Annotated in this window: 23 protein-coding genes; 9 read left to right on the top strand and 14 right to left on the bottom strand. The window is 65.9% G+C overall.

Going from position 1 to position 25,756, the window contains the following annotated elements:
* Positions 1 to 93: 93 nt before the first annotated feature.
* Positions 94 to 3,285 (bottom strand): autotransporter outer membrane beta-barrel domain-containing protein, encoded by a 3,192-nt coding sequence (locus tag FYJ91_RS04625; protein ID WP_149521076.1) that lies wholly within the window; start codon positions 3,283 to 3,285, stop codon positions 94 to 96.
* Between the two features lie 317 nt (positions 3,286 to 3,602).
* On the opposite strand from FYJ91_RS04625, the gene FYJ91_RS04630 reads away from it, so the two are divergent.
* The gene (locus FYJ91_RS04630) at positions 3,603 to 4,067 is read left to right on the top strand and encodes an endonuclease domain-containing protein (protein WP_342787988.1); all 465 of its coding nucleotides are present in this window, start codon (positions 3,603 to 3,605) and stop codon (positions 4,065 to 4,067) included.
* Between the two features lie 90 nt (positions 4,068 to 4,157).
* Here FYJ91_RS04630 and FYJ91_RS04635 read toward each other — a convergent pair whose 3' ends face one another.
* The 5 genes from FYJ91_RS04635 to FYJ91_RS04655 all read right to left on the bottom strand — a co-directional run bounded on the left by FYJ91_RS04635 (position 4,158) and on the right by FYJ91_RS04655 (position 9,202).
* Complete coding sequence (locus FYJ91_RS04635) at positions 4,158 to 4,532, bottom strand: DUF2147 domain-containing protein (protein ID WP_149521077.1); 375 nt, start codon at positions 4,530 to 4,532, stop codon at positions 4,158 to 4,160.
* A gap of 69 nt (positions 4,533 to 4,601) precedes the next feature.
* A complete protein-coding gene (locus FYJ91_RS04640) occupies positions 4,602 to 7,019 on the bottom strand; it encodes a TonB-dependent receptor (protein ID WP_149521078.1) in 2,418 nt (805 codons plus the stop codon).
* 2 nt (positions 7,020 to 7,021) lie between these two features.
* Entirely contained in the window at positions 7,022 to 7,948 is a 927-nt protein-coding gene (locus FYJ91_RS04645; protein ID WP_149521079.1) for a FecR family protein, read from the bottom strand.
* A 36-nt stretch (positions 7,949 to 7,984) separates the two neighbouring features.
* Positions 7,985 to 8,500, bottom strand: a complete 516-nt coding sequence (locus FYJ91_RS04650) for an RNA polymerase sigma factor (protein ID WP_149521080.1) — start codon at positions 8,498 to 8,500, stop codon at positions 7,985 to 7,987.
* A 36-nt stretch (positions 8,501 to 8,536) separates the two neighbouring features.
* On the bottom strand, positions 8,537 to 9,202 hold the full coding sequence (locus tag FYJ91_RS04655; RefSeq protein ID WP_149521081.1) for a TetR/AcrR family transcriptional regulator: 666 nt from the start codon (positions 9,200 to 9,202) through the stop codon (positions 8,537 to 8,539).
* A 99-nt stretch (positions 9,203 to 9,301) separates the two neighbouring features.
* Here FYJ91_RS04655 and FYJ91_RS04660 point away from each other — a divergent pair, with 99 nt between their 5' ends.
* Positions 9,302 to 10,231, top strand: a complete 930-nt coding sequence (locus FYJ91_RS04660; RefSeq protein WP_246152422.1) for an alpha/beta hydrolase — start codon at positions 9,302 to 9,304, stop codon at positions 10,229 to 10,231.
* Positions 10,232 to 10,242: 11 nt separating this feature from the next.
* Entirely contained in the window at positions 10,243 to 12,024 is a 1,782-nt protein-coding gene (locus FYJ91_RS04665; protein ID WP_149521082.1) for a flavin-containing monooxygenase, read from the top strand.
* Positions 12,025 to 12,063: 39 nt separating this feature from the next.
* On the opposite strand, the gene FYJ91_RS04670 is transcribed toward FYJ91_RS04665, so the two are convergent.
* Together FYJ91_RS04670 and FYJ91_RS04675 are read right to left on the bottom strand one after the other, a co-directional pair.
* Positions 12,064 to 13,191 (bottom strand): alkene reductase, encoded by a 1,128-nt coding sequence (locus tag FYJ91_RS04670; protein WP_149521083.1) that lies wholly within the window; start codon positions 13,189 to 13,191, stop codon positions 12,064 to 12,066.
* Between the two features lie 13 nt (positions 13,192 to 13,204).
* A complete protein-coding gene (locus FYJ91_RS04675; RefSeq protein WP_149521084.1) occupies positions 13,205 to 13,705 on the bottom strand; it encodes a nuclear transport factor 2 family protein in 501 nt (166 codons plus the stop codon).
* Positions 13,706 to 13,810: 105 nt separating this feature from the next.
* On the opposite strand from FYJ91_RS04675, the gene FYJ91_RS04680 reads away from it, so the two are divergent.
* Positions 13,811 to 14,647: a helix-turn-helix transcriptional regulator gene (locus FYJ91_RS04680; protein ID WP_149521085.1), complete on the top strand. Its 837-nt coding sequence runs from the start codon at positions 13,811 to 13,813 to the stop codon at positions 14,645 to 14,647.
* On the opposite strand, the gene FYJ91_RS04685 is transcribed toward FYJ91_RS04680, so the two are convergent.
* Positions 14,623 to 15,222, bottom strand: a complete 600-nt coding sequence (locus tag FYJ91_RS04685; protein ID WP_149521086.1) for a TetR/AcrR family transcriptional regulator — start codon at positions 15,220 to 15,222, stop codon at positions 14,623 to 14,625. The genes FYJ91_RS04680 and FYJ91_RS04685 overlap by 25 nt on opposite strands.
* 301 nt (positions 15,223 to 15,523) lie before the next feature.
* On the opposite strand from FYJ91_RS04685, the gene FYJ91_RS04690 reads away from it, so the two are divergent.
* From FYJ91_RS04690 to FYJ91_RS04705, 4 genes are read left to right on the top strand one after another with little or no spacing between them, the layout of a single operon-like run.
* Entirely contained in the window at positions 15,524 to 18,049 is a 2,526-nt protein-coding gene (locus FYJ91_RS04690) for a TonB-dependent receptor (RefSeq protein ID WP_149521087.1), read from the top strand.
* 52 nt (positions 18,050 to 18,101) lie between these two features.
* Complete coding sequence (locus FYJ91_RS04695) at positions 18,102 to 18,515, top strand: carboxymuconolactone decarboxylase family protein (RefSeq protein WP_149521088.1); 414 nt, start codon at positions 18,102 to 18,104, stop codon at positions 18,513 to 18,515.
* On the top strand, positions 18,512 to 19,681 hold the full coding sequence (locus FYJ91_RS04700; RefSeq protein ID WP_181008350.1) for an MFS transporter: 1,170 nt from the start codon (positions 18,512 to 18,514) through the stop codon (positions 19,679 to 19,681). Before FYJ91_RS04695 ends, FYJ91_RS04700 begins: the two co-directional genes overlap by 4 nt.
* Positions 19,678 to 20,523 (top strand): NAD(P)-dependent oxidoreductase, encoded by an 846-nt coding sequence (locus FYJ91_RS04705; RefSeq protein ID WP_149521090.1) that lies wholly within the window; start codon positions 19,678 to 19,680, stop codon positions 20,521 to 20,523. The genes FYJ91_RS04700 and FYJ91_RS04705 overlap by 4 nt, the downstream gene beginning before the upstream one ends.
* On the opposite strand, the gene FYJ91_RS04710 is transcribed toward FYJ91_RS04705, so the two are convergent.
* Positions 20,520 to 21,293 carry an ABC transporter ATP-binding protein gene (locus FYJ91_RS04710; RefSeq protein WP_149521091.1) on the bottom strand — a complete coding sequence of 258 codons (774 nt, stop codon included), beginning with the start codon at positions 21,291 to 21,293 and terminating at the stop codon, positions 20,520 to 20,522. The two genes, FYJ91_RS04705 and FYJ91_RS04710, sit on opposite strands and share 4 nt — an antisense overlap.
* The gene (locus tag FYJ91_RS04715; RefSeq protein WP_246152423.1) at positions 21,287 to 22,240 is read right to left on the bottom strand and encodes a FecCD family ABC transporter permease; all 954 of its coding nucleotides are present in this window, start codon (positions 22,238 to 22,240) and stop codon (positions 21,287 to 21,289) included. Before FYJ91_RS04715 ends, FYJ91_RS04710 begins: the two co-directional genes overlap by 7 nt.
* Positions 22,241 to 22,369: 129 nt before the next feature.
* Between FYJ91_RS04715 and FYJ91_RS04720 the strand changes: the two genes are divergently transcribed.
* A complete protein-coding gene (locus FYJ91_RS04720) occupies positions 22,370 to 22,738 on the top strand; it encodes an EthD domain-containing protein (protein WP_181008351.1) in 369 nt (122 codons plus the stop codon).
* Here FYJ91_RS04720 and FYJ91_RS04725 read toward each other — a convergent pair.
* Genes FYJ91_RS04725 through FYJ91_RS04735 form a run of 3 tightly spaced genes read right to left on the bottom strand, consistent with a single transcriptional unit; the run spans position 22,735 to position 25,678 of the window.
* Entirely contained in the window at positions 22,735 to 23,448 is a 714-nt protein-coding gene (locus FYJ91_RS04725) for a TadE/TadG family type IV pilus assembly protein (protein ID WP_149521094.1), read from the bottom strand. The genes FYJ91_RS04720 and FYJ91_RS04725 overlap by 4 nt on opposite strands.
* Positions 23,445 to 24,026 (bottom strand): TadE/TadG family type IV pilus assembly protein, encoded by a 582-nt coding sequence (locus FYJ91_RS04730; RefSeq protein WP_149521095.1) that lies wholly within the window; start codon positions 24,024 to 24,026, stop codon positions 23,445 to 23,447. Before FYJ91_RS04730 ends, FYJ91_RS04725 begins: the two co-directional genes overlap by 4 nt.
* Positions 24,023 to 25,678, bottom strand: coding sequence for a Tad domain-containing protein (locus tag FYJ91_RS04735; RefSeq protein WP_246152425.1), 1,656 nt, complete (start codon positions 25,676 to 25,678; stop codon positions 24,023 to 24,025). Before FYJ91_RS04735 ends, FYJ91_RS04730 begins: the two co-directional genes overlap by 4 nt.
* Between the last annotated feature and the right edge of the window lie 78 nt (positions 25,679 to 25,756).

Genomic DNA, 25,756 nt, shown 5'->3' on the forward strand with positions numbered 1-25,756 from the left:
GGAGGGCGGACATCGGCCTGGGGTCGCAGGTGGCCGAGGGGGCTGCCCGCCCTCCACCCCTCCGGGGTCGGGAGGGGAACGCGTCAGGTCAGATCAAAAGCCGACCACCAGGCTCGCGCGCAGCGACAACGCCACGCGGCCCTGCTGCTGTTCGGCGCCGGCCTCGCCACCCAGGCGGAAGTCGCCATTGCCGCCGATCGCGCGAACCTTGCCGACCCAGCCGCTCGTCCGGTCCTCGGGCGTCAGCGTGAAGCTCTGCCCGCCCGCGAAATGCGCGGTGGTCTTGCCGAGCTTGCCGCCGACCAGTTCGCGCCGCCCGCCTTCGATTTCGAAGCGGAACCAGCCCGAATCCCGGTCCCACCCGCCGAAATCGAAGCCCGCTGCGACGGTGCCCGACACCGCCAGTTCGTCGCTGGTGCGCCCGTCGACGATCAGGTTGAAGGCATCGCCGCCATTGCGTTCGGCATAGCCCTTTTCCTTCAGCCGATAATAATCGACCGCCGCGATCGGGCGCAGGCTGAAGCTGCCCATCTGCAGGGTGGTGTTCACGCCGCCCGATGCCGAGACAAGCTGCCCGCTCCAGTCGCCGCGCGCGCGCCGCGCCACCGCCTCGGTGCCGATCGTCCCGTCGAAGCTGCGCTTGCCCTTGAAGTCGACATGCCCCCACGATCCGCGCGCCCAGCCGGTGATCGGGCCGAAGGTGCCGCGCCAATATCCTGCGACCTCATACTGGCCGGAATTGACGTTATTGTCGGTCCCGCCATCGGCGTTGCGGCCGTAGAGATAGGCGAGCGAAAGGCCGAAATTGCCCGCACTGCCCGTCTTGATCTCGCCACCCGCCGCGATGCCCCAGCCGGTCAGGTCATAAGCGGCGGTATCGTCGAGGCTCTTGGACGTGCCCCAGCCGACCTGCTGGATGAACCAGCCCCAGCTGCCCTCGTCCTTGAACGGCGCATTCGGGTCCGCCAGGAAACCGGCGGTCGCACGCGATCCCATCGTCACCGTCTCGAACGCGCCGCCCGCATGATCGGGCAGCATCTGGCGCAGCTGCTTGCGGAAGCGCACGCCGTCCGTGGTATCGAGGAACACGCCGGCCACCTTCGCATCCTTGCCCAGCGCGGTGTAGATCGCGTTGTAGGCGCTCGCCTGCGATCGGTTCAGACCCAGCTCGGTCGTGGTCTTGCGCGCGATGTCGATCGCCAGTTCGTTGGGCGTCGTCGCCACGATGCTGCTCTTGAACATGAAGGGCAGCACGGTGTCGCTGGTCGCCAAACCTGTCGTCCCCGTCACCGATCCGGCACGCAGGAAGGTATAGCGTCCCTCGGCATTGGCGATGCCGTCGATCCGCACCGCCACCTTGGCGCCTTGTGCGAAGCTGGCATTGCCCGCGACCTGATAGAGCGTGCTGCTGCGCGCCGCCGTGTCGATCGTGACGCCCAGCGTGCCCGCCGCGCCGACCGTCAGCGACGCGATCGACGCGGTCGACTTGCCCGCGTCGAGCCGTCCGCCGTTGATCGTCACCGCGAGCCCGCCGGCGTTGGTGAGCGCACCGTTGAGCCGCGCGGCGCCGTTGAGCGTCAGCGTGTCGCTGCCCCCGCCGAAATCGATGCTGCCGTTGAAGTTGGTCGTGCCCGACATCGCGACGAGGTCATTGCCCGCGCCGAAGCTGACCGCGCCGTCATAGGTCGCGTCGCCCGACATCGTCAGCTGGTTCGCCCCCGCGCCGAAGCGGGTCGCGCCCTTCACCGATCCGTCGGCGATATCGAGTATGTCGTTGGCGCTGCCGAACAGGATGTCGCCGGTGATCGACGGCGCGGTCACGCCCGCCGCCACCAATGTCTGGCCCACGCGGGCGCCGGTGCTGTTCGCCGACAGATCGATCGCGACATTGGTCGCGCCGCCGCTGGCGGAGATCGCGCCGCTATTGTCGATCAGGTCGAGCTCGCCCGAAAGATCGCGGATCGCATAAGCCGTGCCAGCCGACGTCGCGGTTGCCTTGATCGATCCGCTGTTCGCGATGTTGAACGTCGCCGAACCGGCATCGAGCTGGATCGCGGTGGCATTCAGGCCCGCGGCCGAAACCGCGCCCGCCACGCGCACCTGCGCCACCGTCGCGCCCGCGCCGATGCGGATGCCGGTCGCCGTCGCACCGTTGGAGGTCGCGTCGACCTTGCCGTTCACGGTCATGCCGCCGGCGATATTCACCGCACCACCAAGCCCGCCGATCTGCACGCCGGTGCCGTTGACGCCCGCATAGAGGCCCGCGCCCAGCACTGCGCCGTCGATCACCAGCCCGTGGCCGCTGCCCGTGCCCGCGACCGGGCCGATCGTGACCGCGCGGTTGGTGGCGCCGATCTGCACCGCCGGTGCCGCGCCATAGGACGTGACGGCAGCACTGCCTTCCTTGCTGTCCTCGATCCCGTCCTTGTCCTCGTCATTGTCGGTGGTGCTCGCGTCCTTGGGCGGCACCGCCAGGATCACGCCACCCAGCACATCGCCCTGGATCGCCAGCGCCGGCCCGCCCTGCAGCAGATCGTCGACGTCCAGCTTGCTCGTGTCGGCGGGCACCGTGGTCGTGCGATAGCCCGTCGACGTCAGCGCCCCCTGCACCACCAGAGCGCCTGCCAGATCGCCCTCGATCGAAACCGCGCGGGCGCCCTGCCCCTGCGCGGTGATCGTGCCGGCGATCCGCACCGGCCCGCTGATCGCGCCCGTCCGCACGCCGACGGTGCGATCGCCCGTCACCGCGATCGTGCCGTCGGTGGTCAGCTTGCCGCTCAGCGGCCCGCGCAGGTCGATGCCCTGCGAGTCATTGCCCTCGACCGTGATCGCGCCATTGTTGACGACGTCGCCGGTAAACCCGCCCAGCGTGCGGATCCCCGCGCGGCCGGTGCCCGCTGCGAACGGCCCGTCGATATCGCCGTCATTGTCGGCATCGGTCGGCGCATAGGTTTCGTCGACGATGATCTTGCCGGTGGTCGTGTTCGTGATCGACCCGGCACGCCCCGCCTCGGCCGCGATGCCGACCGAACCGTCGGCGTTCGTGACCTGGATCGTCCCCTCGTTGGTCGCCTTGTTGGTGCTGTCGATCAGCAGCGCGACGCCCGATGTCGGGTTCAGATTGCCCGCGCTCGTCACGCGGACATCATCGGCGGCCCCCGCCTTGATCGTCGAAGTGCGAACCGGATCGGTGCGCTTGGCATCGACCAATGTCTCGGCATGGCCGATCGCGGGAATCATCGCGGCGATCGAGACAAGGCAGGTCGAAGTCAGCAGAGTACGCATGTCGGACAGGGTCCCTTTCCGTGGCCGGGGGTCTTCCCCCTCGTTCACCGATCAGGACGGAGCGACGGACGCGCAGCCTTGGGCCGACGCGAACTTTTTCCAGCGGACTTGACAATGTTCGTGTTTTGTTCTATGTGGAGTCGATGTGCTGAAGGGGGAGCAGGACATGGGCATTTTCATCATCATCATCATCATCATCGTGGCCGCGCTGCTGCTGCTTGCAAAGACGGGTGCGCGGTGGACGGCTGCATTTGATCCTCCCCCGGAGGGAGCGTCAGGTTGGATTGCCCCCGGCAATCCAAGATCATGCCGGGGGCATGATCGACCTGACACTGGGGACCGCTCGCGGAGCGAGTGGTGGAGGGGTATTTCGTCACATGCTGCACGGTCCGAAATCCACGCAAACACGTTCGGCAAACTTTCGACAGAATATGAGTTTGCCCGAGGTGCTTCTCTGGCAGGAACTACGCAAACGGCCCGCCGGTCTGCGATTTCGACGCCAGCATCCCGCAGGTCCATATTCGCTGGATTTCTTCTGCCCGCGTCACCGACTTGCGGTCGAGATCGATGGTGAAGCCCATTCGCGCGGCGACCAACCCGCCCGCGATATTCAGCGCGACGCCTGGCTACGGGCGCAGAATTTAGCGACCCTCCGCATTCCGGCCGCCGAGGTTCTGGACGATGTCGAGGCGGTGTTGCACCACATCATCACCTGCGCTCGCGGCGACTACCCCTCCACCGGCTTCGCCGGTCCCCCTCCCCCTCCGGGGGAGGATCGATAAATACACCACCCTATTCCGCTCTTTGAAATGTCGGGAATCTCGAAGGCCACAAAAGCCACAACCATATTGGCCTTCGCCTTCACACCGCGATCACGCCCCCGGCGTCCAGATCATGTCCTTGCAGAACATCGCGACGCAGCCCGACACGCTCAGCGTCCGGTCCGGATTGATCTTCACCTTCGCCTTGTAGGTCTTGCCACTACCCGGATTGTGGATCTTGCCCGTCCACATCCCGCCCGAATCCACCAGTTCGGACAGCAACAGCGCGCCGGGATAGGAGGGTTCGCCGGGCTTGGTCTTGAGCACCTTCACGATCTTGCCGCACAGGGCCGCGCCGCATTTCGTGATGCTAACGCTGTTCTTGCCGCCATCGGTGATCCAGTTCCCCGTGATCGGCGCGGCCGCCTGCGCGGACACGGTGAAAAGCAGAACACAGGATGCGATCAGCAACTTCGATTTCGACATGGCAGCTCTCCCGATTCTCGTTGGGGAAAGTGTCGCGCGATTTTATGATCCAGTGAAGATCAAATCTTGTCAGAAGCTGCGATCTAGCCCCAATCGGATCGTGCGGGGCCGCAACGGCGTGATCTGCCGTCCGCCGCCCGCCGCGAAGGGTGTGCCGAGCGCGAAGCGGTTGCCGATCTCGTCGGTCAGGTTCGTCAGGCCCAGGGTTACGCCCCACTCCGCCGTCCCCAGCCGGGCGGTGAGCGCGCTGTCGAGATAGTCGCCCTGCTCCTCGCCCAGCACCGGGCCGATGCCAAGCCGCGACTTGCCGACGTAGCGCAGCCATCCGCCCACCCGCAGGTCCATCGTGTCGCCCACCGGCATGCTGTAGTCGACGCCGATCCGGCCCGACACGCGCGCGACATTGGGGATCTGCTTCATCCCCGCCGCAGCGCGGACGGCGACGGCATTGTCGACGACCCCGCTCGAAATCGATCCGAGCGCGGCGAAGGTGAAGCTGTTGAGGATCGACAAGGTGAAGGAGGGCGAGGGATTGGTGACGCGGCTGTTGTTGTAGGCCGCCGACGCCTCGATCAGCAGGCGGGGCACCGGCTTCCACCCCATCGCCGCGCTGAGCGACCAGATGCGCCCGTCGCCGATATTGGCGGTCGAGGGCAGGCCCGAACTGTCGACATAGTCGGCCTGGATGTCGCTCCAGCGGGTATGCGCGATGCTGAGCGACAGATCGAACGGGTCGCGGCCATGTTCGCCATAGCGCAACCCCGCCTCCATCGTGCGCACCCGATCGCTTTCGAAGCGGCGCACGATCGGCCCTTCGATCGCGAGGCCGCCGGGGCGGAAACCCTGCTGATAGCGGGCGAACAGCAGCAGGCCGGGCATCACCGCGCCCGATACCGATGCCGAAGGCAGGAAGCGGTTGTCGCGCCTTTTCGCCTCGAGCCCCAGCCGGGTGATGACCGGCGCGAAGACCGGCGCGACGTCGGCACCGTCGCCCGACAGCCGCGCATGGGTGTAGCGCGCGCCTGCGGTCAGGGTCAGGCCGTCGAGCGGCTGGGCGCTGAGTTCGCCATAGCCGGTCAGCTCGCTGATCCGGTTGACGACGCCCGTCGACGGCGGCGGGGTTCCGACCGGCCCGAGCGCGCGGGCAAGGTAGGTGCGGTTGCGCGTGTAGCTGACGCCCGCGACCCAGCCAAAGCCTTCGGCCATCGGCCGCCACAGCCGGTTCTCGCTGGCGAACATGCGGGTGCGATTGCTCTGCAGGAAGATGCGATCGGGCCCGCCGGTCGCCGTCGCGTCATAACGCTCGGCCAGCCGCTGGCGGACATAGCCGGTCGACGAGAGGAAGGAGAGCCCGTCCCACGCCTTGCCGACCACCAGCTGGCCCAGCACATAATCGGCATCGAACCCACCGTCGGTGCGGCTGGCGCGCGTCAGCGGCGGCTGGCCGCGATCGGCATATTGGCTGTCGCGGCCGTCGGTATCCTGAAAGACGCCGCCGAGGTCGATCGTCCAGCCGTCGCCCGGTGCCACCCGCAGGGTCGCGCGACCGCCGCCGATACTGGTGCGGTTCACATCCTTCCGGTCGCGCCAGACATCGTCGATATAGCCGCCCTCGCGCACGCCATAGCCGGTGACGCGCAGGCCCAGCTTCTCGCTGACCGGAAGGTTGATCGTCCCGCCGACATCGCCGCCGGGATCGCCATGCGCGATCACCGACAGGCCGCCCGAAACGCTGCCCGACGGCCGATCGAGATCGGGGGTGTTCGGCACGATCCGGATGATGCCACCCAGCGACCCCGCGCCGTAGAGCGTGCCCTGCGGCCCTTCGAGCACCTCGACCGAGCGGATATCGTAGAGGCGCAGGTCGGGATCGGGCGCGTTGTAGGTCAGGCGCAGATCGCCCAGATATTGCCCGACCGTCGCCTGGGTCGGGCCGGTGAAGCTCGAATCCGCGATGCCCCGGATGAACAGCTTGTTGCGACCCGCGCCGAGATGGGTCGACGACAGGCTGGCCATCCGCGCGAGGATCGATTCCATCCCCTGTTCGCCGCCGAACATCAGGTCGCGGCCGCTCAGCATGCCGACCGATCCGGCAAAGTCGCGCAGCCGCGTGTCGCGCTTGCTGGCGGTGACGACGATGTCGTCGCGCCGGGGCGCAAGCTCGACAATGCGGATCGTCGTGGGCCTGCGGACGGCCTTGGGCGGCAGCGACACGCGCCAGCTGCGCGCATCGATTCGCCGCACCTTCGCGCCCGTGCCCGCCAGCATCCGGCGCAGCGCGGACCCTGCGTTCATGTCGCCCCGAACGGCAGGCACTGCGCGCAGCCAGAGCGCCTGATCGTCGACCGCGACGTTGACGCTCGCCTGCCGCGCCATCGCGCCGACCGCGTCGCGCAGGGTTCCCGCAGGCAGATCGAAACGCTCCGCCGATGCGGGCGCGGCAACGACCAGCGCGACTCCCGACAGGATGGCCCCGACCTGCCTCATCGTCAGCGCGCCGCCAGCTCCCAGCCCTTCGGCGTGCGATGGACGGCAACGCCAAGGATCGGGCCGAGCGCGGCGATATCCTCCCGGGTGCCGAGCGACAGCACGCCGCGGAACGGCCGGTTCGCAACCTCGGCCGTCGCCGACACGCGCTCCCCGGTATAGCGGCTCAGATGCGCCGCGACCTCGGCCATCGTCTGCCCGTCCGAGATCAGGCGGCCGTCGCGCCACGCCGCGACATCGCCGGGCACGACCGATCCGACGACAGCCTGATCGCCCGCGACCCGCAACGACTTGCCCGCGTCGAGCCGCACCGCGTCGCTATCAGGATTGTACATCACGGCACCTTCGGACACCTGGACCGCGGTGACGCCATGCTCGTGCACGACGTTGAATGCGGTGCCGACGTCGAGCAGTTGATCACCGCCAACCGAGACGCGGAACGGGTTCTTTTCGTCATGCCGGATCTCGAACAGCACCTCGCCGCGATCGAGCGTCGCCATGCGCGGGTCTGCGCTGTCCAGGCGGACGACGGTATTGCCGTTGAGGATCATCCGGCTGCCATCGGCCAGCGCGACGCTGCGCCGCTCGCCCGGTGCGGTCGCGACCGAAATGTCGCCGCCGCGATGATCGAGCATGTTCGATCCGACCAACGCCGCGACCGACGCCGCGAGCGCCCCGCCCAGCCACAGGCGGCGCGTGGTACGACGGCCGTGGCGCAGGCGGGCGGCATCCGCGATGCTCGGCACGACGACAGGCGCAGTCTCGGCCGGCAGCATCTCGCCCAGATCCTCCTCGGCGATGGCCAGTGCATGATAGGCTTCGGCGCGCGCGGGATCGCCGGCCATCCATGCGCCGAACGCCTCCCAGTCTTCGAAACCGGGATCGCGCAGGCGGATCACCCAGTCGAGCGCTTCGTCTTCGGTCGTCATCTCATGCCTCCGGAAGACGAAACGGAGTCGATCGCCTCAAACCTCATCGAAGCGTCTCCTGAGATCGATCATCGCGCGATAGGCGCGGCGGAGGTCGGATTCGACCGTGCTGATGCTGATGCCGAGTTCTTGCGCGATGTCGCGTTGGGCGACACCGTCGATCCGGTGCCTGCGGAAGATCTGCGCGGTCCGTTCGCCCAGCGCGTCGAGTTCGGACTGCGCGATATCAAGCTGTTCGCGCGCGATCAGCCCACGTTCGGTCGACGGTTCGTCCGAGCGCCCCGGTTCGGTAACCGCGCTGTCCGACCAGTCGGAATCGCGCTTGGCCGCCTGCTTCGCCGAACGATAGCGATCGAGCATCAGGTTGTTCGCCGCCCGATAGAGATAGGAAAGCGGCTGCGCGATCGGTTTGGTCGGCGGATTCGCGCGGACGCGCATCCACAATTCCTGAAGGATGTCCTCCGCCTCCTCGCCCCCGCCATGCGCGGCGATGAAGCGGAGCAACGCCCCGCGGTTCTGCATCAATATGGCTTCGAGGCCCGACTCCGCCATCGCTACGGCACGCTTCTCCCCATCCGGAAGCGGCCTCTAGCGCCTTTCCCCCATCGGCCGCAAACCGCGCGCGGCATCGGCCATCTCGCGGCGCAGGATCGCGGCCCCTTCGGCCGAGGCAAGCGGCAGCGCGACGAGCGCGAAACCGTGCGCGACCAAAGCGCGCCATTCGGCCGGATCGATCGCGTCGTCGATCCATTCCTGCACCGCGCCGCTGAGTATATGGATGAAGTGGCGCGCAACGAGATCGGCCGAAAGACCGGCCTTGATCTGCCCAGCATCGATCGTGGCCCCGATCAGCCGGTGCCAGTAATCAACGCCTTCATCGACCTGCGTGACATAGGATTTGCCCCCCCGGCTTTCGAGCCGCGCGGCGAAGAAGGCGCGATAGAAGGCCGGGTGACGATCGAGATTGTCGCCAAAGCCGTCGATCGCGGCGAAGACGCGCGACAGCGGATCGATCTGTCCCGCCGACAGCAACCGCGTCTCGCTCTCCCGGATCATCCGTTCGTAGAGCGCGGCGAGCAAACCTGCCTTCGATCCGAACAGATTATAGGGGGTGACTTCGGATACCTGCGCGAGTTCGGCGACCTTGCGCATTGAGAATTCGCCGTTCGCCAGGCTGGCGCGCGTGGCCTTCACCAGCGCCTGGCGCCGTCCCTCCTTCGCGCTTTCCCGGCGCCCCGCAGCCGCTTCGATCATGCCCTAGCCATAAGGCGACTTTGTCCCCCTCGCAATTTGCCTCTTGCCGACCAATCACAAAAATATAGCATGCTTTAAAAATAAAGCGAGTCGGAGAGAATGATGGATAAGCTGACGCCGCTCAGCCGCATGCTGGTCGATCGGATGGCGGGCGGACATGATTGGGCCGAACTTGGTCCGGTCGCGTTTCGCGACTACCTGACCGCCAATCGACAGCCGCCGACGGGCGAAGACAATATCGTTGCGCGGGATGCCGATGCCGATGGCGTGCCGGTGCGCATCTATCGCCCCGCCGAACGAACGGATCCGTTGCCAGTGCTGCTGTTCATGCATGGCGGCGGCTTCGTGTCGGGTACGGTCAACAACTATGACCGGCTGTGCCACCGGATTGCGCGCAAGGCGGATTGCGCGGTCGTCTCGGTCGAATATCGCCTGGCGCCCGAACATCCCTATCCCGCCGCCGTGGAGGACGCGATCGCGGCGCTCGGCTGGGTCGCGCGCGAGGGCGGCAAGCACGACATCGACACCAGCCGGATCGCGATCGGCGGCGACAGCGCGGGCGGCACGCTCTCGATCGTCGCGGCGCTCAACGCACGCGACAGCAACGGCCCGGCGATCCGGCACATGATGCTGATCTATCCGGGCCTCGACCTGGAAAGCGACACCGAGTCCAAGCGCGAATTCGGACAGGGCGGTTATATGCTCGACGCCGCCTTTTCGGCGATGTGCGTCGGCGCCTATACGCCCGACCCTGCCCGCCGCACCGAACCCAATGCATCGCCGCTGCGCGCGGACAGCGTCGCGGGTCTGCCGTCGGCTACGATCATCGTCCCCGAATGCGATCCGCTGCGCGACGACATCCTCGCCTTTTCCGCCCGGCTCGAAGCGGCGGGCGTGCCCGTCGATACCAAGGTCTATCCGGGTGTCTTCCACGGTTTCGTCAGCACTTTCGGGATCCTGCCCGAAGCCGACGACGCCCTCGATCGCGCGACCGCCGGCCTGAAGGCCGCACTCGCACCTGCTGCATAGGAGAGAAAGACATGGCCACGATCAGCCCCGAAAGTCCCGCCGAGATCCTCGCCCGCTACCGCGCCGAGCGCGACAAGCGGATCGATGCGAAGGGCAACGGCCAATATGTCGACGCGGTCGGGACGCTCGCGCGCTTCGGCGATGCCGATCCCAATGCCGCGCCGCGCATCGAGCGCGATCCGATCACGGCCGAGGTCGAGGTGCTGATCGTCGGCGCGGGGTTCGGCGGGTTGCTGACCGCCGCACGGCTCAAGGAAGCGGGAATCACCGATGTCCGCATCCTCGACCTCGCGTCGGACTTTGGCGGCACATGGTATTGGAATCGCTATCCGGGCGTTCAGTGCGACATCGAGTCCTATTCGTACCTGCCGCTGCTGGAGGAGACGGGCTATGTCGCCAAGCATCGCTATGCTTATGGTGACGAGATCCGCGAATATTCGCAGTTTCTGGGTCGTTATTTCGATCTCTATCCCAAGGCGAGCTTCCAGACCAGGGTGACCGACGTCGAGTGGGATGCGGCCACGCAACGCTGGCAGGTGAACACCGATCGCGGCGACCGTTTCTCCGCGCGCTATTTCATGCTCGCGGTCGGTCGGGTCAGCCGGCCCAAGCTGCCCGGCATCCCCGGCATCGAAAAGTTCAGGGGACACAGCTTCCACACCAGCCGCTGGGACTATGGCTATACGGGCGGCGATACCCATGCCGATCTCGACAAACTGGGCGACAAGAGGGTGGCCGTGATCGGCACCGGCGCGACGGGCATCCAGTTGATCCCGCGCGTCGCCAAAACCGCGAAGCATCTGACCGTGTTCCAGCGTACGCCATCGTCGGTCGGCATCCGCGGCAACCATGCGACCGACGTCGAATGGTATAAGTCGCAGAAGCCCGGCTGGCAGGAATATCGCCGGTCGCTGTTCCTCGATGCCGCATCGGGGCTGTGCGACGACAGCGAAATACGCGACGGATGGACCGAGACCGGCCGCATCCTGCGCGAAGGCAAGCCGGCGCATCCCGAAACGCCCGAGGAGATGGGCAAGCGCGCGATGATGGCCGACATTCAGGTGATGAACGGCCGGCGCGCGCGGATCGACGAGACGGTCAAGGATCGCGAGACCGCCGAGAAGCTCAAGCCCTGGTACAATCTGTTCTGCAAGCGACCGACCTTCAACGACGAGTTCCTCGACGCCTTCAACCGTCCGAACGTGACCCTGGTCGACGCCAGCGGCGACGATGCGATCAGCGAAATCACCGAGACCGGCGTGGTCGCGGGCGGCAAAGACTATCCGGTCGACCTGATCATATACGCCTCAGGCTTCCAGGTGATCGGTACGGTCGGCCAGCGCGTGACCTTCCCGGTCAAGGGCCGCGACGGCGTGATGCTGGAGGATCATTGGGGCGCGGGCATGCGCACGCTCCACGGCCTGACCGCGCACAATTTCCCCAACTGGTTCTACATCGGCCAGGGGCAGAATGCGGTCGCCGCGAACTACACGACCACGGTCGACGATCAGGCCAAGCACCTCGCCTATATCCTGACCGAAGCGAAGAAGCGCGACGCGACGGTGATCGAACCGACCGCCGAGGCTGAGCAGGGCTGGCTCGACGAGATCCGCGCATCGAACAAGCGGCCGCCCGAATTCTACGAGAATTGCACGCCCGGCTATTACAACAACGAGGGCAAGGGCGGCGTTACGATCTGGGCGGAGAGCTACGCCCCCGGAGCGACCGCCTTCAACGCGCTGCTCAAGACGTGGCGCGATGCGGGCGACATGAAGGGCCTTACCCTCCGGTAAGATGGTTGGTCCGGCGGTAATGCCGGACCAACGCCCCTATCACCCGGCCATTGCCGGATAGTCGGTATAGCCTGCCTCGGCGCCGCCATAGATCGTCATCTGGTTCGGATCGGCGAGTTCGGCGCCGATCTTGAACCGTTCGAACAGATCGGGGTTGGAGATGTAGCGGCGGCCGAACACGAACAAATCGGCCATACCGGCATCGAGCGTCTTTTGCGCGAGATCGAGTGTCAGATCGCCCGAGGCGATGATCGGACCGCTGAAGCGGTCGCGCAGGAACTGGTACGGCCAGTGCGACCACACTTCGACCTGCCCCTCGGTGCTTGCCACGGTCGAGAATTCGTTGAGATGCTGGTAGGACAGGCTTGTCTGGAAATGCAGATAAGCGGGCTTCATCGCGTCGAGCTTGCGGACGAGCAGGTCGTAGGTCGGCTCGACCTCGGCATCGTCGATGTCGTTGTAGCGGATGCCGGGTGCGATCTTGATGCCGGTCCGTTCCGGCCCGAACACCTTGAACAGCCGCTCCATCGCCTCGATCGCGAAGCGGGTGCGCTTTTCGGGGGTGCCGCCCCATTTGTCGTCGCGCTGGTTGGTGTTGGTCGACAGGAACTGCATCGGCAGATAGCCCGACGCGCCGTGCAGTTCGATCCCGTCGAAGCCGGCAGCCTTGGCGTTGACCGCCGCGCGTTCCAGCCCGTCGAGCACGCCGTCGACCTCGTCGGTCTCGAGCGCGCGGGGCATCGCCATGCGGACGAGTTGGACATTGCCGTCATCGCCGATGGTCAGAATCTGGAAATCGGCCTGCACCGCCGAGGGCGCGACCAGCTGGTGCCCGCCATTGTTGACCGGATCGCCAACGCGGCCGCAGTGCATCAGCTGCATGAAAATCTTGCCGCCGCGCGCGTGGACGGCGTCGGTGACGGCCTTCCATCCGGCGGTCTGTTCGTCATTTTCGATACCGGGGGTCGAAAAATAGCCCTGCGCATTGATCTCCGGCCACACGCCTTCGGTCAGGATCAGGCCGGCCGAGGCGCGCTGCGCATAATATTCGGCCATGATCGCATTGGGCGTGCCGGTTGGGCAGCGCGCGCGGGTCATCGGCCCCATGACGAGGCGGTTGTTGAGGCGGATCGGGCCGAGGTCGAACGGTTCGAGAACGGATGCCATGAGGGGTCTCTCCTTAGTTACCGAAATAGCTGGGGTCGGTGCGGTCGCGCTTGCCGGTGGTGGCGAAGGCGCCGGTCGCGGGGCCGCTCACGTCGAAATCGAGCACGAACTTGCGTTCGGCGATGCGCCATTCGCCGTCACGCTTTTCCCAGCGATCGATGTAGCGGCCAAGATTGCGGATATCCTGCGCCTGTTCGCCTTCGTACCGGCGCAGGGTGACGTCGGCATAGGTTTCGCTGCGCGCCTTGTCCGGCCCGTCGATCCAGATGCGGATGTTCGAAAACTGGTGCGAATGGGCGTGGAAGTGCGGGTGGACCGACATGCACATGTCGACGAAGCCGTGTCCCGTCCCCTGGAACATCTGCTCGCCATAGTCGGCAGCGCAATCCGCATGGAACACGGCATAGCCCAGTTCCTTGTCGAGCCGGTCCATCGAACGGCCATAATCGTAGATGCGTTCGGTGATCGCCTGCTTGTCGAGCAATTGCTGAAGCTGGGTTTCCATATCGGACATCGCTGGCTCCTCTTGGGATCGCCCGCCTGTGCCGGCGGGTCTGTCTGGGGCGATGCTTGTCACGCTGGCGCAAGCGCGTCGTCACCCTTAAGGGTGATATCTGCGATGTTCGATATGGACGGATATGACGCTCTGATCAGCGGAATCTACGACGCGGGCATCGCGGGCGGGTCGCTGTCGCACATGTTCGAGCTGATCCGCGATGCGGTGGGCGCGGCCGGCGCCGGGGTGACGATCTACGACGCCGACGATCTGATGCTCACGCACACGCTCGTGCGATCGGGCCGGTCGATCTCACGCAGGCTGATGGACAAGCTGCTGCCGATGACCGACGATCCGGGCGCCGGCCTTGTCACCGGCGCGCGCTTCCCATTGGCGCGGCGCTTCACCGATATCGTCCCCGAACCGCAATTGCGGCATGCGCGCTGGTTCCGTGAACAGAGCGCGCTGACCAGTCTGGGCCACGGCGTGATGATCGACGTCGACATTGCCGGCATACGCGTGCGGCTGTTCGCGGTCCGAAGCACGGGTGCGCCCAATTTCAGCGAGGACGATGTCGACCTGTTCGACCGGATCGGCCCGCACCTCCGCCGTGCCTTCGCGAAAGACGCGCGGCGCTTCTCCCCCTTTCAGGCGAAACGCGGGCTGCAGGTGATCCTATACGATGAAGACCGGCTGGCCCCCGCCTTCGTCCGCGACGATCCGTTCGATCGCCAACTTGCGGCGCGATATGGCCTGACGCCCGCCGAAGTGCGGGCGTTGCGCGTCATGGCCGGCGGCGTCACCCGCGCCGAGGCGCATGGCCGGCTGGGCATCGGCGCCAATTCGCTCAAGACACACATGCGCCGGATCTACGCCAAGACGGGGACGCGGCGGCTGCCCGAACTGGTGCTGCTGGTGCAGGCGCTGCGCGGCGGTCAGCCGGCCAGCAAGCCTTCATAACAGGCGATCATCCGTTCGAGCGCGGGTTCGTAACTGCCGAAGTTCGCCGGAATGCCGAACGCCTCGGCCGAGCTTCGTCCTTCGGCCAGCGGCACCAGCGTCGTTTCCATGAACTGCGTGGCGACAACCGCGCCCAGCACCGTCTGGTTGGTTTCGAAATAGAGATCGTTCGCCACCCGCTTCGTCAAGCCGCGCGTGTGGAGCAGATCGACGATCACGCGGCGGGTCTCGGCGCCGAAATGCGTGCCGGCATTGCCCGACACGAGATTGGCGATCAGCTGCGGCCATCCACGCATCCGTTCGAAGGTGAGCGCGGCATGTTCGCGGATGATGTCCTGCCATCCCTGGCCGACATCCTTGACCACCATCGCCTGCGCCCGCCGCGACGCGACCTGGAAAATCAGATGCTCGCGACTGTTGACGTAGCTGTAGAGCGTGCCGACCGCGACGCCGAGCCGCCGGGCGAGCGGCGCCATTTCGATATTGTCGATGCCCATCGCCCAGGCTTCGTCAAGCACGCGTTCGAGGGTCAGGCGGCGGGGGCGACCGGCAGGGCGGGCGGCGGGCTTCAACATGCGCGCCCTCTATCGCGCAACTGAACAGGTTCACAATATCGTTTCACGCGCTTGCGGCAGGACCGGAAAAACCGTGTCGCAAAAAGCGCGACTTTAACTGACGTATGTTCTGTTTTATGCATTGCTCATCGACCGATCTTTCAGAGACGGTTGCCAGATGCAGCGCGCTTTGCGATGCAAAGATATAATTGAATCGATTCGAAAACGAATCGTTCCGATGCTGACGCGATCAAGACGCAGCACGGAACCTTAGGAGAAAGCGCCGTTCCACCGGGGCGAGCGCGATGGAGGGGAGGATTTAATGAAAATTCTGAACAGGACTCGTGTCGCGTTCCTCGCGTCGGCGGCAGCCGCCGTCACAGCGCCCGCCTTTGCGCAGAGCGCGCCTGCGGACGACAACCGCGTCACCGGCGTCGAAGAGATCATCGTCACCGCGCAGAAGCGCGAACAGAACCTGCAGAACGTGCCGATTTCGATCACCGCGATGACCGCCAATGCGCTGCAGGCGAATCGTGTGCAGGACGTGCGCGATCTGAGCGCTGTCGTCCCCAACCTGACAGTCCGTCCGTCGGGCGGCGGCTCGCAGCTGCCCAACTATACGCTGCGCGGTATCCTGACCGGCGGTTCGGCGGTCGGCACCGACAAGGGCGTCGCACTCTACATCGACGGAGTCTACATTCAGGCGACGGCCGGTTCGGTATTCGAAACCGCCGATCTCGAGCGGATCGAAGTGTTGAAGGGTCCGCAGGGCACCCTGTTCGGCCGCAACGCCACCGGCGGCGCGGTGAGCTTCATCACCCGCAACCCGACCGGCGAGTTCGGGGTGCGGCAGGAGTTCACCTACGGCAATTACGATCAGATCCGGTCGCGCACGCGTGTCGACCTGCCGCAATTCGGCCCGCTGAGCCTGTCGGCGACCTATCTGCACAAGGAACGCCGCGGCGACACGCGCAACCTGGGCGCAGGCACGCGCTGGGATTACGGCCCCGCCACCGGCGGCAAGATCGGCGTGAAAACATCACCCAAATATCTGGGCGACGAGAATGTCGAGGCCGTGTCGGCGGCCGCCAAGCTCGATCTGCACCCCGATCTCGATCTGATCTACAAGTTCGATTATTCGCAGAACGACTTCACCCCCGAAGCCGCCGGCGTCGCCTATTTCCCGACCGGCTTCCTGTCCGGCCTCTATGCGGCGCAGAGCGCGGCGACCCGCACCCCTGTCACGCTCAAGCGGCCCAAGGCGGTGAACAACAACTTCACCACGCCGGGCTATTCCAAGAATGTCGGCCACAACCTGACCGCGAAGTGGCAGATCAACGATACGGTGTCGGTGAAGAACATCCTCGCCCGCCGCACGACCCGGCTTTACAACACCTTCCAGCTCGATGGTCTGGGCGGCCTGCTCAATACGCCGGCGGTTCCGGTATCGGCCACCGCGATCGTGCCGCCGGCCTGGCTGCCGGGCGGCAATCCGGGTCAAGCCTGCCTTGCGCCCGTCCCGTCGACGTCGTGTCTGCAGAGCGTGGGCAAGCCCTTCGCCTATCTGACCAACAACTCGTTCAACAACCTCAAGCAGTGGAGCAACGAGTTCCAGGTCAACATCAACACCGACTGGTTCACGATCACCGCCGGCTACCTCTACTTCCACATGTTCCAGCAGACCGGCGGTCTCAACGACGTGTTCAACACGAACATCCTGACCGCCTTCTACGGCCAGGGGACCAGCGCGCAGGGCACCGCCTTCGTGATCCCGCAAAATCCCGGCTTCCAGCCCGGCAATATCAAGGTCAATTCGAACGCGGTCTATGTGCAGCCCGAATTCCACCTGACCGATCGGCTCGACCTCGTTCTCGGCGGGCGCATCACCAAGGATCGCAAGAAGGGCAACGAATATCTGCCCAACCAGCCGACCAACCCCGCGCTGCCGCGCCTGATCTCGCCGATCCGCTATCGCAGCTCGCACCAGAACTTCCTGGTCGGCGTGAACTATCGGCCCGTCGACGGCATCCTCACCTACGCCAAATATTCGACCGGCTATATTTCGGGCGGTCAGCTGGCGACGATCCCGTTCCAGCCCGAAACCGCCAAGTCGTGGGAAGCCGGCATCAAGGCCGATCTGCTCGATCGGCGCCTGCGCACCAACCTGTCGGTCTTCGACGTGAAGTATAAGGCGATCCAGTACAACACGTCGGGGACGATTTCGGGCGTGCCGGCAGCCTTTCCCTTCTCGGTCGCGATCATCTCCTCAGCCGATGCCAAGGCTTATGGCGCGGAATGGGAGAATACATTCATTCCGGTCGACGGCCTGACGCTGGGCGCGAACTTCGGCTACCTGCACTTCAAGTTTGATCAGGATACCGTGTTCGGCGGGATCGGATGCCAGGGGCCAAGCTGCACCGGCGGCTTCGTGCTCCAGTCGGGTGCGCCCGGCTATCGCGAGTTCGCGCGGCCGAAGTGGACCGGCAATCTTTCGGCGCAATATGAAACCGCACCGATCATCGCGGGCGGCCACATGATGTTCCGCGTCGACGGCAACTTCCAGAGCAAGAACTCGCTCACCTCGGATCTCACCCCCGGCACCGGCCCGACCTCGCAGGCCGATCCGGTCCTCGTGAAGGCCGCGACCAAGCCCTTTGCGTGGATCGTCAACGGGCGCGTGGCGCTGACCGACTTCGACCTTGGCAGCACCAAGGCGACCGTCGCGGTGTGGGGCCGCAACATCCTCGACAATGACGACATCATCCAGTTCGTCGGCCTCGGCCCCGTAGGCTCGGCGCTTTACGAGCGCGCGCGCACCTACGGCGTCGATCTGGCGGTGGAATTCTGATCTCCCTGGCCCGGCGGGTGCCCTCCCGCCGGGCCCTTTCCCAAGGTGTTGCATGGCCGACCATAATCCCACCGAACAGGACATGATCGCGCGCGGCCAGGCCGTGTTCGACGATTGCTATCGCGGCGTCGTGCCGCAGCCGCCCAGCATCGACCCCAAGGGGTTCAGCGGCATGACGATGAAGATGTTCAACGATTTCTGGGGCGGGATCGAACAGCTTTCGATGCGCGACAAGCGCATGGTGATCCTGGGCGGCCTGCTGTCGCATGGCCGCGCGGACATGTTCACGATCCACGCCGAATGCGCACTGCGCAACGGGGAGATGGACGCGAACGAGCTGCGCGGCGTCGTCCTGATGGCGCTGCCCTATATCGGCTTTCCCAACGCCTCGGTGTGCATGATGGCGTCCGAACAGGTGATCGCGAAGGTGCAGAGCGGCGCGCCGGTGCAACCGCCGTCATTTTGACCCATGCGCCGGTGAACGCTGCGGGCAAGACCGCGATCGCGCTGGGCGGCGTGCTGCCCGGTGTGGCGCTGGGCACGATATCGGTGATGCTGCCCGGTATCGCCGACGCCTTCGGCAATGGCGAGAACGGCCTGTTCATCAAGATGGTGGCCACCGCCACCGGCCTGGGCATGATGATCGGCGCGCCGATCGGCGGCTGGCTGTCCGATCGTTGGGGCCGCCCCCCAATCCTCGCCACGGCGACGGTCATCTTCGGGCTGGTCGGCTGCGGCATGGCCTTCGCCGCTGCGCTGTGGCAGCTGATCCTCGGCCGCTTCATCGTCGGGCTGATGGTCGGCACGATATCCACTGGCTACATCGCCCTGATCGGCGATCATTTCAGCGGCTCCGCGCAGAGCAAATGGCTGAGCATCAACGGGGCGCTGGCGACATTCCTGGTCGTGGCGCTGAACCCGATCACCGGGATGCTCGCCGAACTGGGCTGGCGAGAGGCGTTCCTCGTCTATGCGATGGCATTTCCCTGCCTGATCCTGCTGCTGATCGGCGTGCCACGCCGGATTCTATCGGCGGCGCCACAATCGGTGGCCCCGCGCGGGCGTGTGCCGTTCGCCGCGCTGCTGCTCGGCGTTGCGGCGGGGACGCTGGCGACCGGCACGTCGCTCTACTGGCCGTTCCGGCTTCGCGAAGTGGGCCTGGAATCGGCGCAGGACATCGCGCTCTATGCGCTGCCCAACACCTTGCTGATCGGCGCGGCGGCCTTCTCCTACGGCATCGTCCGGCGGCGTCTGTCGATCCATGGCGTGTTCATGCTGTGCGGGTTCATGTCGGCGCTGGGCCTGATCATCATGGCGATCGCCAGCACGCCAGCACAGGTTGCGCTGGGGCTGCTGCTCGAGGGGGTCGGCGTCGGCCTGCTCACCCCCAACCTTTCACTTTATACCATCGAGCTATCGCCGCCGGACAGGCGCGCGGCGATGATCGGGCTGGTCAAGGGCGTCTACTTCGGCAGCCCCTTCCTCACCCAATTCGCGCTCGAGTGGATCAACCACCGCGCCGGCACGCCCGCCTCGCTGCTCGCCATCGCCGTCATGGCGGCGACACTGGGGCTCGTCATGCTCGCGGCCATGCTGAAGACACGCTCGCTAAAGGAAATCGCAACATCATGACCAAGATCGCGTTCATCGGCCTGGGCAGCATGGGTGCCCCGCAGGCACGCCTGATCGCAAAGGCGGGATTCGACCTGTCCGTCTATGACCCCTTCCCCGCCGCGATCGAAGCTTTCTCCGGTATCGCCCGGCTTGCCGCATCGGCGAAGGACGCAGCGCAAGGCGCCGAGCTGGTCGGCATCTGCGTGCGCGACGACGAACAGGTGCGCGGCGCGATCTTCGGCGATGACGGGGCAGCAGCGGGGATCGCGCCGGGCGGCCTGATCGCCATTCACAGCACGATCCGCCCGGATACGGTGCGCGCGATCCGTGACGAGCTGGCCGAACGCGGTGTCGGCGTGATCGATGCCGCCGTGTCACGCACGCGGATGACCGACGACGACAAGTTCGTCGTCTCGATCGTCGGCGGGGACGATGCCGATGTCGCCCGCGCGCGACCGATGCTCGACGCCTTTTCCACCGAGGTCCAGCATATGGGGCCGCTGGGCGCCGGGGTTTCGGCGAAGATCGCCAACAACATGATCACGTGGACCCACATCGTCGTCGGCATGCAGGCGGCGTCATTGGCGGCGGCGAACGGCGTCCAGCTCGATCAGATGCGTGCGATCCTGAAAGCCAACGGCAATTTGACGCCCGCGGTCCAGTCGCTGCTCGACGCGCGGATCGCGGGCGACGCGGCGGCCAGCCCCCAGCGATCCGAACTGCTCAAAAGCCAGACCGGCATCGGCCAGAAGGATCTGACGCTTGCCGCCGAAAGCCTCGAAGCGTCCGATCTCGATCCACAGCTTGCGCTGGCCGGCAAGGCGCTCGTCGCCTTCGCGATGAAGAGCGCGGGTGCCTAGATCCGGCGGAGCGGCACCACCAGCGGCGCCGCTCCGTTCAGGTCGATCATCGCCGAGATGCCGTAGGTCGCGCTGAGCCGATCAGCGTCGAGAACCTGCGCCGGTGTTCCGTCCGCCACGATCGCGCCCTTGTCGAGCAGCAGCACCCGGTCGCAGTAACGCGCGGCCATCGTGAGATCGTGCAGCACCGCGACCACCATCGCGCCGCCGCGCGCTTCCCGCGCCAGCAATTCCATCACGTCAATCTGATGGCCGGGATCGAGCGAGGCGAGCGGTTCGTCCACCACCAGACCCGGCGCGCCGACCGCCAGCGCGCGCGCCAGCATCACCCGCGCGCGCTCGCCGCCCGACAATTCGGTCGCGATACGGCCGGCAAGGTGCCCCGCATCGACGCGGGCCAGTGCATCGGCCACCACATCGCGATCCGCCGCGCTCATGCCCGACATCGGTGCGAGGTGCGGCAGCCGCCCCAGCGCCACCAGCCGTTCGACCGCAAGCGGCCAGTGCAGGATCTGACCCTGCGGCAGATAGGCGATCGACCGGGCGATATCGCGCGGCGACAGCCCCGCCACGTCGCGCCCGTCGAGCAGCACGCGCCCGCCCGATCGCGGCACGAGCCCCAGCATCGCGCGCACCAGAGTCGACTTGCCCGCGCCATTGGGACCAACCACCCCGATCAGCGCGCCCGGCCGCAGTTCGGCGGTCACATTTTGCACCACCGTCCGCTGGCCGAGCGCCACGGACAGGTTTTCGATCGAAACCATCACCACAGGCGCCGCTCCCGCAGGAGATGAACCAGGAAGACCGGCACGCCCAGAAAGGCGGTGACGACCCCAAGCTTCAACTCGTTCGTCGTCGGCATCAGCCGCACCAGCACATCGGCGAAGGTGAGCAAGGCAGCACCCCCGATCATCGACGGCAACAGGATCGCCGACGGGGTCCGGTCGGTGAGCGGGCGGACGATGTGCGGCACGATCAGCCCGATAAACCCGATCGCCCCCGACACCGCGACCGCACCACCCACGCCGATCGCCACGCCGATCAGGATGCGCAGTCGCGTCAGCCGCAGGTCGAAGCCCAGCGACCGTGCCGCATCATCGCCCAGCGACAATGCGTCGAGCGCATGTCCGTCGACCAGCAGCAAGGCGATACCGATCACGATGCACGGCAGAGCGATCCAGATATGTTCGACCGAACGGTTCTCGATCGATCCGAGCAGCCAGTTCATGATCTCCATAGCCGCGAAGGGATTGGGCGACAGGTTGAGCGCGAGGCTGATCCCCGCCCCCGTCAGCGTCGACACCGCAATACCCGCGAGGATCATCGTCAGGCTGCTTTCCGAACGGCCCGCCAGCGCAAACAGCAGCAGGAGCGAGCCGAGGCTGCCCAGAATCGCGAGCAGGGGCAGTACGACGACATGGGCCTCGGCCAGCCCGAAATAGATCGCCGCCACCGCCCCCAAGGCCGCCGCGTTCGACGCGCCCAGCACCGATGGTTCGGCCAGCGGATTGCGCAGATAGCCCTGCAATACCGCGCCCGCGAGCCCGAGCATCGCGCCGACCAGCAGGCCGATGACCATGCGCGGCACGCGCAGATCGATCACGATCGTCCGCGCAATCCAGTCGCCCTGCCCCATCAGCGCGGCGGCCACGCGCCCCGGCGCGATCGAGACCGCGCCGAAGCCGAGCGATGCGAAGGCCGCAAGCAGGACCAGCAATGCGGCGATGGGGAGCAGCGCCCGATGGCGGCGCCTGCCCGGATCGGTGTTCGTGATCGTCCTTCCCCCGCGATACTGATGCTCGACGTCCCGCTAACGGAAAGCCGCGCGCGGCCAAAGCGAAACCTTATGGGCAGGCGCCGCGACCGCCGTTACGCTGGCCTCATGATCAAGATCATCTCGCTCCTCCGCCGCAACCCGAAGCTGACACCCGACGAGTTCCGCGCCTATTGGCGCGACACGCATGTCCCGCTGGTGCGATCCTTGTTGCCGGGGCTGCGCCATTACGAAGGCTGCTTCCCGGTCGACGGCGCGCTGGACGGTTATGATGCCCACGCGATCGTCGAACTCGCCTTCGACGACCGCGAGACGATGGAGCGCGAGATGAACAGCGACGCCTTTCTGAGCGAGGAACGGGTAAGGAGCAGCGCCCACCTGCTCGACCTCAATTCGGTCCGCAACATCCTGGTCGAGACCGAGGATGCGCTGAAGCTCTAGGCCGCGTACAGGTTGCAGGTCGCGCGCGCGGCCGTGGGCGAGGGGTTGAACATCTGCGAATAATCGCGCCGGTCGCGGACGATAAGCGATGCGACATGGTGGATCTTCGTCGGCTTCATGAACAGCGATCCGAACAGTCGTTGGTAATCGTAGTTCACTTCGACGAACATCAGGCCCGCTCCCAACGGCGCGCTCACCTGAAAACCCGGATCGCCGATGCCCGAAACCGCCGTCGTTCCCGCCGCCCCCTGGGTCGCGTCGGTGCCCGCTGCGGCAGAGGTCGTGCCATAGCTGGAGTCGTAGCCGGTGCCCCTCGCCAGGCCGACGCAGCGTTGCCAGTGGATCCGCTGCACGGCCGCGCTGTCATAGCTTTGCTTGACGTTTTCGAGGCTGGACAGGGTCACCCGGCCATAGGTCGTCAGGTTGATCGCATCGCCCTGAATCCGGGCGCCCTGCAGCACATCGTTGACGTCGACCTCGCGCAACTGGGTGATCGACAACGACGTCGCCGCGCCGACGCGGGACGCGTGGTCGGCCAGGTCGAGCGCCGCCTGACTGACGCGGACGTTGGCGATGGCGTAATTGGTCATCTCGATACCGTAGCCGCCGGCGACCAGCAGCAGCGGCACCGACAGCGCGAACTCGATTGTCGAAATGCCGCGCCGGTCCGACCGCAGCCGCCGCACCCACCGCGTCAGCGCGCTCTTCATAGGCACACGGTCGCAGGGGCGGTGACCGCCTGCGTGCCATAAGGCTGGTTCTTGAGCGTGGTCGTCGCGGTCAACACCTGCCGCCCGGTCCAGCCGAGCCATGCCGCCAGCGGGAACAGCCGCGGATAGTTGATCGTCACGGTATAGACGACGCTGTCGCTGGCGCCGCCCGCCCCGTTCGAGCCCGGATCGGCATCCCACGACTTGTTGTTGTTGATGTCGGTATAGCATTCGCCGGTCTGGCGGACGCCGTCACCATTCAGATCGGTGAACGGTTCGGGCTGGATATAGCCGAACTTGGTGTAGCTCTTGCGCAGCGGGAAGCCGGTCGAAAACGACGCGCGGGGCGCCGCCTGCTGCACCTGGGTCAGCACCTGATCGTCGATCGTGTCGATGTCCGCGCCCTGGATCGTGCTGTCGCGACCGGCCTTCTCGACCGCGCCGGTCAGGATCGCCCGAATGTAACCCTGATAGGCGAGCTCACACAGGCCCATGATCAGCAGCAGCAGAAACGGCACGACCAAGGCGAACTCGATCGCCGCCGCGCCACGCGCATCGCTTCGGATCGCCCGCCTCATCGCGTGATCCGCAGCATTGCGATCTGCTTGGCGATCGCAGCGAACGCATCCGAAAGGCCGGTGCCGGTGGTGCTGTAGAGCGCCTGCGCCGGGACAGTCGCGCACTTCGTCATCTCGCTGGTCGCCGCGGAATCGATCGAGACCGTCCACACGCTGATGTTACGCGCCTTCGCCGCCGTGCATTCGGCCAGGAAGCGGGCGTTGTGATAGGCTTTCAGGGTGGCGCTGTCGAAATCCGTCGTCTTGGAAATTCGCCGGTCAAAAAATTCGACGCCATAGGCGCCATAGACCGTATAGTTGGGCGACATATCCCCATCGGTCAGGAACACGATCACCTTGTTGGTCGCATTGTGGCCGGGCCACGGGCCGTTGTCGGTGGCGAAGATGCCCTTGGTCGACAGCATCCGGGTACCCCAGATCATCCCGATATCGTGGTAGGTGCCGCCCAACGCGCGGAAATCGGTCGCGTTGACGTAGTTCGACACCTGAGTCCGCGTCATCGTCTTCAGGCGCGATACCGGCTTGCCGCACGCGACCGCCGCAGGGCCGCCATAGCCGGTGGCAGTCGCGAGCAGCTCGCCGGCCGACGACGAGGCCACAGCATTGCGGATATAGACGACGTCCGACCACGCCGGCTTCCACTGGGTCTGGATATCGCCGGTCGGGATCAGGTCGGGATTGAGGTCGTTCGGCAGGTTCAACTGGCTGAACGTCGTCGTACCCGACGTGGTGAAGCGTTCCTCGATGCAGCCCGGCCAGCTGCTGTTGCCGCCCGTCTTGCTAGGATCGGTCACGCTCGTCTGGCCGACGAACATGCTGACGTCGTAGCTCATCTGCTGGTAATTCCACGAATTGCCGTTGCGGGAACGGCTCTGGTAGTTCCAGATCTTGTTGGCATTGCCCGTACCGCCGACCATGTACGCGGGCGACATCTGCATGATCGCCTTGCCGGCGTTCACCGACGACGCATAGGTGACGAAGCCGTAGCGGATGTTGGTCGACGGATCGGCCGCCGATGCCAACGTGTCGTAGAAGCCGAGCACCGCAGCGCGCAGCGCCGCCATTCGCGATCCGCTCTTTTCGGGCACATAAAAGGCTGTCGAGCCGGGATAGCCTGCGGTGCTGACATTGCCGCTGCCGGTGCCATCGGCTGGGCGCGAAAAGCTGGTCGTTCCCGCATCACGAACATAGTTGTTGCAGGTCACATCATCGTCCTGCGGCAGGCAGGCCATGGATCCGGTGGTGTCGAGTACGAACAGGACGTCGGTGTCGGCAACGTCGTAGCGTGCCTCGCACGCGACGCGGATCTGCTGGGCGGGCACGCCGAACATCGACATCAACGTCATCGGCAAGGTGGCGACAGCCGTGCCCGCGACCTGCGCCTCGCTGGTCTTGGTGGGCGTGAAGCCGACCGCCTTCGCGCCGAACCAGCCGGTGCGGAAGTTATTGTTGAAGAAGGCGTTCGCCTGCGCCGACGCGGTGGTATCCAGTGTCGTATTCGCCATCGACGTGTCGGCCATGAAGCGCCGCCCGGCCAGCACGCCGGCATCGCACGCCTGCTGCAGCCGCATCTTCACGAAATACATGCGGGCGGTATCGACGGCACAGCCAGAGAAGGCCATCAGCGGCACCATCGTCATGGCGCTGATCACCAGCACGTTCCCGCGGACGTCCCTCCGCAGGCGCTGAAGAAAGCCTTCGCCTTTCGATACCCAACGCAACGCCTGAAC

This window comes from Sphingomonas montanisoli, assembly GCF_008274695.1.
Taxonomy (GTDB): domain Bacteria; phylum Pseudomonadota; class Alphaproteobacteria; order Sphingomonadales; family Sphingomonadaceae; genus Rhizorhabdus; species Rhizorhabdus montanisoli.

Excerpts from the sequence above, each read along its gene's own strand:
- FYJ91_RS04645 (WP_149521079.1), bottom strand. The coding sequence starts at position 7,948 with ATGACGACCGAAGACGAAGCGCTCGACTGGGTGATCCGCCTGCGCGAT.
- FYJ91_RS04690 (WP_149521087.1), top strand. The coding sequence starts at position 15,524 with ATGAAAATTCTGAACAGGACTCGTGTCGCGTTCCTCGCGTCGGCGGCA.
- FYJ91_RS04670 (WP_149521083.1), bottom strand. The coding sequence starts at position 13,191 with ATGGCATCCGTTCTCGAACCGTTCGACCTCGGCCCGATCCGCCTCAAC.
- FYJ91_RS04730 (WP_149521095.1), bottom strand. The coding sequence starts at position 24,026 with ATGAGGCGGGCGATCCGAAGCGATGCGCGTGGCGCGGCGGCGATCGAG.
- FYJ91_RS04660 (WP_246152422.1), top strand. The coding sequence starts at position 9,302 with ATGATGGATAAGCTGACGCCGCTCAGCCGCATGCTGGTCGATCGGATG.
- FYJ91_RS04695 (WP_149521088.1), top strand. The coding sequence starts at position 18,102 with ATGGCCGACCATAATCCCACCGAACAGGACATGATCGCGCGCGGCCAG.
- FYJ91_RS04635 (WP_149521077.1), bottom strand. The coding sequence starts at position 4,532 with ATGTCGAAATCGAAGTTGCTGATCGCATCCTGTGTTCTGCTTTTCACC.
- FYJ91_RS04640 (WP_149521078.1), bottom strand. The coding sequence starts at position 7,019 with ATGAGGCAGGTCGGGGCCATCCTGTCGGGAGTCGCGCTGGTCGTTGCC.
- FYJ91_RS04630 (WP_342787988.1), top strand. The coding sequence starts at position 3,603 with ATGATCGACCTGACACTGGGGACCGCTCGCGGAGCGAGTGGTGGAGGG.
- FYJ91_RS04665 (WP_149521082.1), top strand. The coding sequence starts at position 10,243 with ATGGCCACGATCAGCCCCGAAAGTCCCGCCGAGATCCTCGCCCGCTAC.
- FYJ91_RS04680 (WP_149521085.1), top strand. The coding sequence starts at position 13,811 with ATGTTCGATATGGACGGATATGACGCTCTGATCAGCGGAATCTACGAC.
- FYJ91_RS04625 (WP_149521076.1), bottom strand. The coding sequence starts at position 3,285 with ATGCGTACTCTGCTGACTTCGACCTGCCTTGTCTCGATCGCCGCGATG.
- FYJ91_RS04650 (WP_149521080.1), bottom strand. The coding sequence starts at position 8,500 with ATGGCGGAGTCGGGCCTCGAAGCCATATTGATGCAGAACCGCGGGGCG.
- FYJ91_RS04720 (WP_181008351.1), top strand. The coding sequence starts at position 22,370 with ATGGGCAGGCGCCGCGACCGCCGTTACGCTGGCCTCATGATCAAGATC.
- FYJ91_RS04685 (WP_149521086.1), bottom strand. The coding sequence starts at position 15,222 with ATGTTGAAGCCCGCCGCCCGCCCTGCCGGTCGCCCCCGCCGCCTGACC.
- FYJ91_RS04705 (WP_149521090.1), top strand. The coding sequence starts at position 19,678 with ATGACCAAGATCGCGTTCATCGGCCTGGGCAGCATGGGTGCCCCGCAG.
- FYJ91_RS04675 (WP_149521084.1), bottom strand. The coding sequence starts at position 13,705 with ATGTCCGATATGGAAACCCAGCTTCAGCAATTGCTCGACAAGCAGGCG.
- FYJ91_RS04725 (WP_149521094.1), bottom strand. The coding sequence starts at position 23,448 with ATGAAGAGCGCGCTGACGCGGTGGGTGCGGCGGCTGCGGTCGGACCGG.
- FYJ91_RS04655 (WP_149521081.1), bottom strand. The coding sequence starts at position 9,202 with ATGATCGAAGCGGCTGCGGGGCGCCGGGAAAGCGCGAAGGAGGGACGG.